At 42.0% G+C, this 13173-nt stretch carries 11 protein-coding genes and 1 other annotated feature (1 of these 12 running past the window's edge); of the genes, 9 read left to right on the forward strand and 2 right to left on the reverse strand.

Going from position 1 to position 13173, the window contains the following annotated elements:
- Nucleotides 1–22: 22 nt before the first annotated feature.
- On the reverse strand, nt 23–1594 hold the full coding sequence (gene spoVB / locus J2Z20_RS00145; RefSeq protein WP_209844183.1) for a stage V sporulation protein B: 1572 nt from the start codon (nt 1592–1594) through the stop codon (nt 23–25).
- A 179-nt stretch (nt 1595–1773) separates the two neighbouring features.
- Between spoVB and J2Z20_RS00150 the strand changes: the two genes are divergently transcribed.
- The 6 genes from J2Z20_RS00150 to J2Z20_RS00175 all read left to right on the forward strand — a co-directional run bounded on the left by J2Z20_RS00150 (nt 1774) and on the right by J2Z20_RS00175 (nt 8312).
- Nucleotides 1774–2043 carry a post-transcriptional regulator gene (locus J2Z20_RS00150; RefSeq protein WP_209844185.1) on the forward strand — a complete coding sequence of 90 codons (270 nt, stop codon included), beginning with the start codon at nt 1774–1776 and terminating at the stop codon, nt 2041–2043.
- 108 nt (nt 2044–2151) lie between these two features.
- A complete protein-coding gene (gene secD, locus J2Z20_RS00155) occupies nt 2152–3405 on the forward strand; it encodes a protein translocase subunit SecD (RefSeq protein ID WP_209844187.1) in 1254 nt (417 codons plus the stop codon).
- Entirely contained in the window at nt 3395–4303 is a 909-nt protein-coding gene (gene secF / locus J2Z20_RS00160) for a protein translocase subunit SecF (RefSeq protein WP_209844189.1), read from the forward strand. The genes secD and secF overlap by 11 nt, the downstream gene beginning before the upstream one ends.
- A gap of 91 nt (nt 4304–4394) precedes the next feature.
- The gene (locus tag J2Z20_RS00165; protein ID WP_209844191.1) at nt 4395–5336 is read left to right on the forward strand and encodes a cation diffusion facilitator family transporter; all 942 of its coding nucleotides are present in this window, start codon (nt 4395–4397) and stop codon (nt 5334–5336) included.
- 35 nt (nt 5337–5371) lie between these two features.
- Complete coding sequence (gene recJ / locus J2Z20_RS00170; protein WP_209844193.1) at nt 5372–7768, forward strand: single-stranded-DNA-specific exonuclease RecJ; 2397 nt, start codon at nt 5372–5374, stop codon at nt 7766–7768.
- A gap of 31 nt (nt 7769–7799) precedes the next feature.
- Nucleotides 7800–8312: an adenine phosphoribosyltransferase gene (locus tag J2Z20_RS00175; RefSeq protein WP_209844195.1), complete on the forward strand. Its 513-nt coding sequence runs from the start codon at nt 7800–7802 to the stop codon at nt 8310–8312.
- Nucleotides 8313–8402: 90 nt separating this feature from the next.
- Here J2Z20_RS00175 and uraA read toward each other — a convergent pair whose 3' ends face one another.
- Complete coding sequence (uraA, locus tag J2Z20_RS00180) at nt 8403–9698, reverse strand: uracil permease (RefSeq protein ID WP_209844197.1); 1296 nt, start codon at nt 9696–9698, stop codon at nt 8403–8405.
- Nucleotides 9699–9949: 251 nt separating this feature from the next.
- Here uraA and J2Z20_RS00185 point away from each other — a divergent pair, with 251 nt between their 5' ends.
- The 3 genes from J2Z20_RS00185 (at nt 9950) to J2Z20_RS00195 (ending at nt 12950) form a co-directional block, all read left to right on the forward strand.
- The gene (locus J2Z20_RS00185) at nt 9950–12127 is read left to right on the forward strand and encodes a RelA/SpoT family protein (RefSeq protein WP_209844199.1); all 2178 of its coding nucleotides are present in this window, start codon (nt 9950–9952) and stop codon (nt 12125–12127) included.
- 51 nt (nt 12128–12178) lie between these two features.
- Nucleotides 12179–12622: a D-aminoacyl-tRNA deacylase gene (gene dtd / locus J2Z20_RS00190; protein WP_209844201.1), complete on the forward strand. Its 444-nt coding sequence runs from the start codon at nt 12179–12181 to the stop codon at nt 12620–12622.
- A 163-nt stretch (nt 12623–12785) separates the two neighbouring features.
- Entirely contained in the window at nt 12786–12950 is a 165-nt protein-coding gene (locus J2Z20_RS00195; RefSeq protein WP_209844203.1) for a hypothetical protein, read from the forward strand.
- A gap of 219 nt (nt 12951–13169) precedes the next feature.
- Nucleotides 13170–13173 (forward strand) — a binding site (T-box leader); it runs 252 nt beyond the window's last position.

Below are 13173 nucleotides of genomic sequence, written 5' to 3' on the forward strand. Positions count from 1 at the left end.
ACTCACCTATACCTGAATGATGTTAGCGGGCTTTGAACCATGGACCAATAAGCGGAACACGTTCTAAATCATGCAGATCAATCAGCTTCATAACAGCCATCAATGTTAGGTAAATGATTAGGCCAGCAATAAAGGAGCTCGTCAATTGAAGCCATGGCAAGTCCATTTTGAAATGATAAAAAAAGAAATGGGAAAAGGCGGCCATAATAATCATGCCAGTTGAGACCTTCAATAAATCGATAAGTTTAATGTGGAACTTCACAAGGCGAGCAACACTGTAGCTGTGCATTAGAGTGACAATAACAATATTAATGCATATCGCGATGATCGCACCATAAATGCCATATTCAGGCTGGGAAGCAAGCTGTAAAATAAGAATGATCTTAATCACTGCACCAATAAAAGTGTTAAGAAGCGCTTTACCTGCTTTATTTAACGCTTGTAGCGTTGCTTGAAGTGGTGCCTGGATGTAGAGGAATAATCCAAAGGGTGCCATTATTTTGAGCATTGGAGCGATTTCCGTATTGTCGTATAGAAGCACACACAACGGTTCAGCAAGTACATACATAAGTACAACGAATGGAGCGCCTGTGACTAGAGCAAGCCGAATAGATTGGTGCAGTCGCTTATGAATCGTTTTGTTGTCTTTGCGAGCTGCCGCTTCGGAAAGAGAAGGGACAAGGGATGTGGCAAGCGATGTTGTCAGCGCTCCAGGCAGCAAGAGAATCGGTATGATCATGCCTTGCAGCGCACCATACTGGGCTGTAGCCATGCCTGTAGCGATTCCAGCCAGCGCTAAACTTTGCGCAGTCGTAATGGATTCAAGCAAGTACGACAATGAACCAACCAATCTGCTTGCTGTAACTGGAATGGATATTCCGAGAATTGTACGCAGCATATGAGGAGAACGGATTTGTAATAAAGGAATTGAAGGTTTAATAGGGAATGATTCTTTTTCTCTTTTTAAATGTCCTCTGTAATACCAAAGGATCACCGCCAAACCGATCAGTTCCCCTGCTACGACGCCAAGCATTGCCCCTGCTGCGCCGTAAGGAATTCCCAGAGGCAACATTAGATAAGAGAACCATAACACGCATAGGATCCGTACAAGCGTTTCGATGATGGAGGAGCTTGCAGAGGGAATCATATTTTGCAGACCTTGGAAATATCCGCGATATACCGACGAGATCGCCACAATAACAATCATCGGGCTCATACTAAGAAAAGTATAATAGACTCTTGAATCCGTCAGGATGTGGTGAGTGACCCAAGGAGCAAAGATTAAACTTAGCAACATGAAAATAATACTTAACAAAATCGAGAAAGTTAGACTGACCCGCAAAATGGCTCTGGAACGGTTTCTTTGGCCGGCGGCTTCTGCCTCTGCTACCAGCTTGGCGATGGCTAAAGGTATCCCTCCTGTTATGATCGTAACGAGAACAAGGAAGAATGGATAACCAAGCTGATACAGACCTACGCCTTCTGCGCCAATAATGCGCGGCAAAGCGATTCTCGGTATAAATCCAAGAATACGATTAATAATGCCTGCGATGAGAAGTATCATGGTCCCTTTAATAAACGATTGCTTGTTCAATGTATTCCCTCTTCCTAAATTGGAATCAGTATAGTGAGATAAGACGATTAATATATGGATATGCCTAACCTGTCCATTCTCATGCCTTTACTTTTTCCAAAAGAAGGTTTGTAATAAAAAGAGGAGTTTGCGAGCGAGAAGTCGAATGATATGTATGCGGAAGGAAGGGGGCAGTAAAGATGGAAGAGCAACTATTCACCCAAGAGTTGAACGATGCCGATTTAAGCAAGACGGTAGAACTGCTCTGCAATAGTAAAGCTGAAGAATTTCGATTAGTCGGTTATGAGCAAGTGACTGGCCAAGATATTTGGCAATGTGTGAACAACCAATATACCAAAGAGGGAGTTCCTCCACTGCATAAGCTTGTCAATGATATCCTATCCTTAAAAGTAACAACTTTTATGAACTTTATGACAATTTCTGCATACCGAGGATCCACTTTCGAGTGAAAGGGGTCTTTTTTGTGTTACTTTTGTCTTTAATAGTCATAAATTGACGTGTTTTTAGGGCATCGCTATAATAGGAATATTGAGATTGAAAGGGGAACAGAGAACGGGATGAACAAAAGAATCATCACATTCATAATTATCGTGCTCGTTACCGCTGGTGTTATGGGCTATTATAGCCCGCTTTTGATCAAGAGCATTAATTTAGGTCTTGACCTAAAAGGCGGCTTCGAAATTTTGTATGAAGCTTCACCTTTAGACGCCAATGGTAAACTTACAAAAGAATCGCTGCAAGAAACCGCTAAAAGTCTCGAAAAACGTGCTAACGCGCTGGGTACAAGTGAACCAGAAGTGACAACAGAAGGCACAAATCGCATTCGTCTAAAAATTGCTGGTGTTACAAATCCGGACGAAGTGCGTAAAAAAATGAAAGATCCAGCCGTACTTACGTTCCGCAGCAGCGAAGGCTGTAAGAACGAAACAGACTACTGTAAAGTGGAGCTCCTCGGCAGTGATTTCGCAGAAAATGGTGCAACAATTGGTTACAATCAATTGAACCAACCGGAAATTAATATAAAATTGAAAAATAAACAAAAATTTGCTGAAGTCACTTCAAGATTAGTGAATAAACATTTAGCCATTTTTTTAGATAATCAAATGCTCTCTGATCCTGTCGTGAGACAACCATTGACCGATGGAACGGCGACAATCTCTGGTGATTATACGCTTGATGAAGCGAAAGAATTGAGAGATACAATTAACCTTGGTGCTCTTCCGCTGAAATTAACGGAGAAATATTCACAAAGCGTAGGTGCGACACTTGGTAAGCTTTCACTTCATCAAACATTAATGGCGGGATTAATTGGCTCCGCTTTAATTTTGCTGTTTATGATTGTGATGTACCTCGTACCCGGTCTTATTGCAAGCTTCTCGATCGTTGTGTATAGCTTTCTTGTCCTTGTCATATTCAAATTAGCAGGAGTGACACTGACATTGCCGGGGATCGCAGCCTTTATTCTCGGGATCGGGATGGCTGTTGATGCCAATATCATTACTTATGAACGTATTAAAGAAGAGATGCTCAGTGGAAAAAGTGTACTGTCTGCTGTAAAGGCAGGAAGTAAGAGTTCCTTCCGAACCATTATGGATGCGAACATTACAACTATTCTTGCAGGAGCGGTTATGTTTATGATGGGTACTGGGTCTGTAAAAGGTTTCGCACTTGTACTGATCATTAACATTATCATAAGTGTAGCTACGAATATTTTCTTCTCTCGTTTCTTGCTAACCCTTCTTGTTAAGGGGAACGCCATTAACAAGCCGATATATTTTGGCGTAAAGGAGAGTGATATTCGTGCGCTTTAAGTGGGATTTTGATTTTGTTAAAGCAAGCAAATATTTTTATATATTCTCGATTGTGGTCACTCTAATTGGTGTCATTAGCTTGTCCGTTCGAGGACTAAATTACGGAGTGGATTTCAAATCAGGTTCTAACGTTGACATTAAAATTTCTAAGGCTGTTCCCAAGGATCAAGTTGTTGCTGTTCTCAATGATTTGCATTTAAACAAAGATGTGAATATTACTACAGGAGCGGACCGCCTCAATATTCGGTTCTCTGAAGTGTTGTCTAATGATGATGAGAACAAATTAAAGAGTGCATTTAATAAAAAAATAGATGCTAAAGCTTCTTTCGAAGTCAACACAGTAGACCCTGAAATGGCAAGAGAATTACAGCTGAATGCGATCTACGCTGTGCTCATTGCGAGTGTTGGCATCATTTTGTATGTAACCATTCGCTTTGAATGGCGGTTTGCGATCGCATCGATCGTGGCTTTGCTGCATGATGCCTTTATGGTTATCAGCATATTCTCGATCTTCCAATTGCAAGTGAATTTAACGTTTATTATCGCTGTATTAACCATCATCGGTTACTCCATTAACGATACGATCGTTATATTCGACCGGATTCGTGAAAATATGCGGTTTGCCAAAGTGAAAACACATCGTGATTTATCAGATGTAGTGAACAAAAGCGTATCACAAACGATGACACGTTCCATCAATACCGTATTAACCGTATTGTTTGCGGCACTCTGCTTGCTTATTTTCGGTAGTTCGTCAATTCGTATGTTCTCGCTTGCGATGGTTATTGGTCTTATGTTCGGTGCATATTCCTCTATCTTTATTGCAAGTCCATTGTGGCTCGCTCTTAAAGGTAAACAAAAACCGAAATCAGCTAATCGTTCTAAAGCAACATCGTAATTGTCATGTTGGACAACTCCGAAAGAAAGCCGCGTCACAGCGACGCGGCTTTCTTACTTCTAGGCATCTTATGCGATCTGAGGGGGAACATATGGCTAACGAGGGATACATTTATTCAAATAGGCATGAGTGGACTCAAATCATCTCGAAAATGACTTTTGCCGTTTTCAAGGGGATCATCGCTTATCTCTCAAACAGTAAAGCACTGCTTGCAGATGCATTATATTCTGCTTCTGATGCGGCTAATGGGATAGCCGAGCGAATGCCTTGGAGCGGACATAACAAGAGAAAAGTGAATACAAATCATAATTCTGAGCCGATCTTTGCTGTACTGTTTTCTATTCTCATCATGATGAGCGGATTACACGTCGCACTATCGGCAATTCGTGGTTTGCTTCAAGATGAATTGCCTGCTCCGAAACCATTTGCTTTAATTGCTGTAGTTGTTTCGATCATCGCTAACGAAGTATTATTCCGATATCAATATCATCAAGCCATGAATATGGGAAAAGAAAAACAGCTGTTATATGCTAAAATTCATCGCTATACTCTATTTACCTCTTCATTCGTGCTGTTTGGTATTGTAGGGGCGATGATTGGGAGTATTCTAGACCTCCCTGTTCTATTTTATTTAGATCCAGCTGCTGCTTTAGTTGCTTCGTTGTTCATTGTGCGAAATGGTTACCGCTTAATCGAGAGTTTGCTGTATAATACGCATGTTCAGAAGACGCATGATGAGGACACAACTCAATATATCGATACCGTTCAACGAGTTCATGGTGTAATTACGGTAGACGATTTAAAAATAACCGAGCAGGGACAATATGTAACCATTGACCTCAAAATCAGCGTGAATCCAAGAATATCCGTGCTTGAGGCGCACGATATTGCGACTCGAGTGAAAAACTTGCTCATGAACCGTTTTGTTCATGTGAGCGATGTTCATGTCGGGGTGCTTCCTTATCATTCAGGATATCCTTATAAATCAAATTATGAACTTCCAGATCGAGATACATCGACGATTCTGCAATAATATTAAGAAATAAGCCTGAAAGAAGGTGACAGCCATTGCTTCACTCGCAGTATCGATGGAATATTGCAGAAGGTGACGAAGAGATTGAGCGATTATTCGCTGAACAATTAAACATATCTCGGCTTCTTGCATCCATCTTAGTGACAAGAGGCATTCGAACCATCAAGGATGCTGAATCATTCTTATACGCCACGACAGAGGAAATGCACGATCCTATGTTGATGCTGGGGATGAAGGAAGCAGTGACTCGAATTACAAGTGCGGTTAAGCAGGGGGAGAAAATTTTAATTTACGGTGATTATGATGCCGATGGCGTCTCCAGTACAGCGCTGATGGTTCATTTGATGCGTAAACTGAATGCTTCTTATGATATCTATATCCCTCACCGTTCAAAAGAAGGATATGGTCTTCACAATCACGCCATTGATTCCGCCCATAAACAAGGGGTAAGCCTCATCGTTACGGTCGACACAGGTATTAGTGCGGTAAAAGAGATCGCTCATGCAAACGAGCTTGGTATCGATGTCATTGTTACCGATCATCATGAACCGCCTGAAATTTTGCCAGAGGCCTATACGCTAGTGAATCCCAAAATTCCAGGTTGTCCATATCCGTTTAAAGGACTAGCAGGTGTTGGCGTTGCATTTAAACTGGCTCATGCGATTCTAGGCGAGTTGCCAAAGGAATGGATGCAGATCGTCGCAATCGGAACGGTCGCTGATTTGATGCCTCTGACAGACGAAAACCGCATTTTAGTCCGTTATGGAATCGAACAAATGAGACAAACGTCCTACCCAGGAATTAGAGCTCTCCTTAAAGTAAGCGGAGTAGAGGTCGCCTATGTGACTTCTACAAATATTGGTTTTGCTATGGCGCCTCGTATTAACGCGAGCGGCAGGCTTGATCATGCGATGCGCGCAGTAACATTGTTAACAACTCAAAATGAGTCTGAGGCAGAGGAGATCGCTGAGGAGCTGGATGCTCTTAACAAAGAGCGGCAGAATGTTGTTGACGATATTGTTCGGGAAGCTGACGCACAGCTGCAAGCCAAAATGCAAAACGGAAAACTTCCAGATGTGATCGTACTTGCTGGAGAGGGCTGGAATGTTGGAGTTGTCGGTATTGTCGCTTCGAAAATATTAGACCGATATTATCGCCCTACAATTATTTTGGGCATTGATCCAGAAACGGGCAATGCCAAAGGATCTGCTAGGTCGATCCCTGGATTCGATATATATGAAGCGTTAACTGAGTGCAGCGATGTGCTCGATCATTATGGAGGGCATACTTCTGCAGCAGGCATGAGTCTGCACCGAGATCAATTATCCGTGTTCGAGGAGCGGCTGTTGCAATTTGCATCGGAGGTGTTAGAACCCGAACATTTCGTTCCTGAAATGACCGTTGATAAATGCTGTTTCATTCAAGATGTGCCGCTGCAAGTCATTGAAGAGCTGGCTCTGCTTGAACCTTTTGGTATGGGCAATCCTTCTCCGCGTTTTATGTTTGAGGGATTAAAAGTGAACGATTTTCGCAAAATGGGGAAAGATAGTAAACATTTGAAGCTGACACTTGGTCAACAAAGCGATATAATCGAAGCTGTTGCTTTTGGCAAAGGGATCATTGGAGAGCTGGTAAATGATCACACAACTGTGGACGTACTGGCAGAGGTGAACATCAATGAATGGAACGGATCTCGTAAACCGCAGCTGATGCTGCATGACCTAAGAATTCCGCATATTCAGCTGTTTGATTATCGGGGTACGCGTGACGTACTAAAGGAAATGGTTCATTTTCAAAAAATATTAGAAGCTTTGCCTGGATATCATTCATCGCAGATCGCTGCAGTCATTCAGCCTTCATCACCATATAAAAGCAAATTGAATGATACTTCTCTTTGGGTATATGATAGAAATGCCGGCATTTTGCCGCTGAATGATTTGGCAAAACAAAATGGATATGAAGCGGTACGTACTCTGTTTATGATTGAATCTCCAGAGACACCTAGTCAGTTAGATCGTCTTTTTGACGCTTTGAGTTTGGTAGAGAATATTGTTCTTTTTCATGGTAAGATGGATAAGCAGGAACGCATAAAGGTTCCAACACGAGAACAATTTAAAACAATCTATGCCTTTATGTTAAAATACGGAGCGCAGCCTTTTTCTGAAGAAGAGATTCTCCCGATTCTAAGCAGACAAACTGGCTGTTCAGTTCGTATGCTGCGAATGGTTTTTGACGTTTTCGAAGAATTATCATTTATATTACGTACAAATGGAATTGTAACAATCGTCCCTACACCGCCGAAAAGGCAGCTTAATACATCTTTACGATATCAAGAACTGGATGCGATCGCAGAGATGGAAAACCAATTGTTCTATGCCAGCACCCCGCAATTAACCGCTTGGATAGCGTCCCGTTTACAAGGTGTATCCTAGTGGCAGCAGTTACTTTTAGGAGGAGATTAATTTGAATTTTAAAGATTACATTCGTGTCGTTGAGGATTTCCCGCAACCGGGAATCAGCTTCAAAGACATCACAACATTGCTGAAAAACGGCGAAGCATACCATCAAGCTATCGAAGAAATGAGAAAGCTCGTTAAAGATTTGAAAATTGATGTCATTGCGGGACCAGAAGCTCGCGGCTTCGTAGTAGGCGCACCGCTCGCTTATGCGCTTGGTGTTGGATTCGTACCGATTCGTAAAAAAGGTAAATTGCCTTATAATACAATTGAAGCCAGATATGATCTCGAGTATGGTAAAGACGTTTTGGCTGTACACAGCGATGCAATTGAGAAAGGTCAAAATGTATTGATTGCAGACGATCTGCTTGCAACAGGCGGGACGATTGCAACATGTGTAGACTTAGTGGAGAAGCTGGGTGGCAACGTTGTCGGTGCTGCTTTCCTAATCGAGCTTAGCGAACTTCAAGGTCGTAACAAACTTCCCAATATTAATGTTTTCTCACTGCTTACTTATTAATTCACCCGTTTATCGGGGAAAGATAAACAGCCCTCAAGTTACCGGTACACGGCAGCTTGAGGGCTGTTTTATTAGTTGGTTTATTTTAAATTAATGAGCTGCTTCTTTACTTTGTTCATTTGACAGGCCAAGCACTTCAAACAATTTAAACAATAAGCTGAGCACAATACCAACGATCGTTGCTAGTGCCATTCCCTTGAGCGTAACATGACCAAACTTGAGCTGAGCTCCGCTAATACCAATAATTAAGACAATCGTTGCTAAGATCATGTTGGACGCTTTAGAGAAGTCAACTTTTTGTTCGACAAAGATACGAAGTCCAGATGCGGCAATGACACCGAACAGAAGCAGTGATACCCCGCCCATAACAGGAGTCGGAATATTGGCTACTACCGCAGAGAAAGTACCAGAGAAGGACAGCAGAATGGCGAAAATAGCTGCACCTCCGATGACATATATGGAATATACTTTGGTTAAAGCCATCACTCCGATATTTTCACCGTAAGTTGTATTTGGCGTGGAGCCAACAAAACCAGAAAGAATTGTAGATACGCCATTACCGAGCAAAGAACGATGCAAACCTGGATCTTTAGATAAGTCCTTACCAACAATGCTGCTTGTTACGAGCAAGTGACCGATATGCTCTACGATGACGACAAGCGCAACGGGAATAATCGTAAATATCGCTGACCAATCCCAAGTTGGTGTTGTAATCTTAGGAGTCGTTAAGAATTGTGCATCAGCGATCGCTTGCGTATTAACCATGCCCATAAAATAAGCGAGAACATAGCCTGTGACGATCCCGATGAGAATGTGGATGATTTTTGGAAAACCACGGAATAGTACAGCACCTAAGACAGTGACACCTAAAGTAACGAGAGATAATGTAACTGCTTTTGGATCAGCAAACCAGGTTGTTTTTGTAGGATCTGTATTAATGATACCCGCCATACCTGCAGCAACCGGCACAAGTTCCAGTCCGATAATCGCAATCACCGCACCCATAACAGCTGGAGGGAAGACGACATTAATCCAGTTAGTCCCAGCGAACTTAATAATAAGAGCGACTAAACAGAATATAATCCCGGTGACGATAAACGCACTGAGCGCCATAGAGTATCCGTTATCCGGATGTGCAGTCAAAACAACCATAACAGGTGAAATGAATGCAAAGCTCGAGCCAAGATATGCAGGAATTTTGGCCTTACAGATTAAGATGTACAAGAGCGTTCCAATACCATTCATAAGCAGGATCATGCTAGGATCTACATGGAAAAGGTTAGGGACGAGTACTGTACTGCCGAACATGGCGAATAAATGCTGTAAACTTAACAGTATGCCTGGGCCAAAAGGAATTTTATCATTTACTTGAATTTCGCGTTGCAACTAGTTTCACTCCTCTAATTTGTTATACCTATAAAAGATCATCTTTTCTAGATTATAGAGTTTCCCTTCATATTTCAATAAAAATTTTGCGAAAATAGGACGAAAATTGTAATTTATTTGAATACCAGCCATCTTGAATAGTTGACGGAAGTTTAAGCAACCGTCATAATTATAGAAAATCACTAATGGGGTAACCGTTTGAAGCTTAATTAAGGCCCCATTTTATATAGAAAGGAAACGGAAAGGATTCAATGGGCATAGAGCGATTACTTGAAAAGGCGTCCGCCTATATCAAAGAACAAGATCTTCTCCGCATTAAGGAGGCCTATGAATTTGCTGAACAAGCCCATCATGGCCAAGTGCGGAAATCAGGAGAACCTTATATTCTGCATCCGCTGGCGGTTGCAGAAATTGTCGTGAACATGCAGATGGATACGCTGTCCATTATTGCTGCTCTTTTGCATGACGTTGTAGAAGACACGACAGTATCTTTGGAAGAAATTCGCAAGAAATTTGGCGACACTTGCGCGATGCTTGTCGATGGCCTTACCAAACTGGAGCGCATCCAATTTCGCTCTAAAGAAGAACAGCAAAATGAAAACTACCGTAAAATGTTTATTGCGATGGCCCAGGATATTCGTGTCATCGTTATTAAACTTGCAGACAGACTGCACAATATGCGGACACTTAAGTATCAATCCGAAGAGAGCCAGCGGCGTATTGCCTATGAAACGCTCGAAATTTTCTGCCCGATTGCTCATCGTCTAGGTATATCTGCCATTAAATGGGAAATGGAAGATATTGCCCTCAGATACTTGAATCCGCAGCAATATTATCGTATTGCCAACCTCATGCATAAGAAGCGGGCAGAACGTGAGGAGTATATCGATAAAGTTATTTCACGTATTAAAGAAAAATTGGATGAGATGGGGATTGAAGCCGATCTTTCCGGCCGTCCAAAACATATATACAGCGTTTTTAAGAAAATGTCGACGAAAAACAAGCAATTTAACGAAATCTACGATTTGCTTGCAATCCGTATTATTGTAGATAACATTAAAGACTGCTATGCGACGCTCGGCATTATTCATACCCTTTGGAAACCGATGCCTGGTCGTTTTAAAGACTATATCGCTATGCCGAAGGCAAATATGTATCAGTCGCTCCATACGACTGTTATAGGTCCGAACGGTGAGCCAACAGAGGTGCAGATTCGAACTTGGGATATGCATCGTACTGCAGAATTCGGTATTGCCGCTCACTGGGCATATAAAGAGGGAGCTGGAGCAGGCAATATTGAAAATAAAATGCCGTTTTTCCGTGAAATTCTTGAACTTCAGCATGAAGCACAGGATGCATCTGAATTTGTAGAGTCGCTTAAAATGGACTTTTTCTCCGATTTAGTGTTTGTATTTACACCAAAAGGGGAAGTGATTGAGCTTCCAGCCGGCTCTGTTCCGCTTGATTTCGCATTTCGGATTCATACAGAAGTCGGTAATCGGACAATCGGTGCCAAAGTGAATGGACGTATTGTGCCGCTTGATCATGTGCTCAAAACTGGGGACATTGTTGAAATTTTGACTTCCAAACATTCGTACGGCCCAAGTCAGGATTGGCTTAAGATTGCGCAGTCTTCGCATGCTCGCAGTAAGATTAAGCAGTGGTTCAAGAAAGAGAAACGTGAAGAGAATGTTGAAAAGGGACGTGAAGCGCTAGAACGTGAATTAAAGCGTCTAGGCTTGGAGCCTTCCGTCTGGATGACCGATGATAAACTGCAAGAAGTAGCGAAGAAATTTGCTTTTAACGATATAGAGGATATGCTGTCCGCTGTCGGATTCGGGGGAATCACGGCTGCTCAAATCTGTACTCGTCTAACCGAGAAATTACGGAAAGAGCAAGAGGAGGCAAGTCTATTGGAGCTTACTTCTGAAGTTAAAGAAGTGAAAGCTCCGTCGGAACAGAAGAAATCCCGCCCAACCAACGGAGTGTCTGTTAAAGGAATTGATAATTTACTTGTCCGCTTTGCAAGATGCTGCAACCCAGTGCCTGGGGATGACATCATTGGATATATTACTCGTGGACGAGGAGTTTCGGTACACCGCACGGACTGTCCGAATATTCCTGTAACTGGCGATGGCGAGGAAGCGGCGCGTGTGATTGAGGTGGAATGGGAAAAATCTATTGAAGCCAATTACAGTGTCGATATCGAAATTACTGGACATGACCGCCGGGGTCTGTTAAATGAAGTGTTGCAGGCGGTATCCGAGAGCAAGACGAACATTTCAGCGGTATCTGGACGCTCGGATAAAAACAAACTCGCTTTGATTCATATGACGATTCTTATTCGTAATACCGATCATCTGCAATCGGTTGTTGATCGAATCAAACGTGTGCAGGATGTGTATACGGTGCACCGCATTATGCAATAACCGTATGCATAATGCATGCCTAAGATAACAAAGTCAAGGAGCAAGCAATTCATGAAAGTGGTTGTACAGCGCTGCAAACAAGCGCAAGTAACGGTAAATAATAAAGTAGTAGGTGCTATTAACGAAGGATTAATGTTGTTAGTTGGCATCACGCATGAAGATACAGAGCAGGATGCAGCTTACCTTGCTGATAAAATTGCTGGACTCCGTATTTTTGAAGATGATCAAGAGAAGATGAATTTCAGTGTGCAAGACATCGGCGGACAAATTTTGTCCGTATCGCAGTTCACACTGTATGGGGATGTCCGCAAGGGCAAACGTCCCAACTTTATGGCTGCTGCTAAACCAGATATGGCCGTTCAATTATATGACAAATTTAATGAGCTGCTGCGTGCAAAGGGACTGCAAGTAGAAACTGGCGAATTTGGTGCGATGATGGATGTGTCGCTAGTAAATTGGGGTCCCGTGACGCTTATAGTCGATAGTCGAAATTGACGATTGAATATGAACATCTTACAGCTTACTTTTGAAGTAGGCAGTAGGGTGTTTTTTATTTTATTACGGTAATTCAACATGTATTCAGGATAGCAAAAGTGATTTAGGGGAAAATAATTTACGGGATTACAAAAATAAGAGCCTGTGAAGGAGTATAATGCCAGTGCATCAGTCACCAAAAGAAGCGAGATGGAGTACGCACCCTCTTTTGCCTACGGGAAGCTATGCAGAAGCGGGATATCTGGCGAAATCTTGTAATGAAAACAGTTCTTTGTTGTATACACAAGGGATGGTTAAGCCTATGAAGCAGTTTCAACCGAGATCATAGTATAGTTAAAACGCTTTCATTTTTGTAATGCAACTGTAATACAAGGTTCATGTTCCCTTAACATAGGCTGCATATAATAACAGACATGACCCCCTTTTTTAAATCATATAAATGATGGACCTACAACTTATGTTTGTAGGTTTTTTTCTTTTTATCATCTTGACTTTAGTTCTTGTGTTCTTTACAATCTTACAATATACACATTGGAAAATGATTAAAATCG

Origin of the sequence: Paenibacillus sediminis (genome assembly GCF_017873765.1) — a bacterium.
Classification (GTDB): Bacteria; Bacillota; Bacilli; order Paenibacillales; family Paenibacillaceae; genus Paenibacillus_AG; species Paenibacillus_AG sediminis.

Coding starts and splice junctions, on each gene's coding strand:
- J2Z20_RS00150 (WP_209844185.1), top strand. CDS start 1,774: ATGGAAGAGCAACTATTCACCCAAGAGTTGAACGATGCCGATTTAAGC.
- secD (WP_209844187.1), top strand. CDS start 2,152: ATGAACAAAAGAATCATCACATTCATAATTATCGTGCTCGTTACCGCT.
- J2Z20_RS00165 (WP_209844191.1), top strand. CDS start 4,395: ATGGCTAACGAGGGATACATTTATTCAAATAGGCATGAGTGGACTCAA.
- J2Z20_RS00185 (WP_209844199.1), top strand. CDS start 9,950: ATGGGCATAGAGCGATTACTTGAAAAGGCGTCCGCCTATATCAAAGAA.
- dtd (WP_209844201.1), top strand. CDS start 12,179: ATGAAAGTGGTTGTACAGCGCTGCAAACAAGCGCAAGTAACGGTAAAT.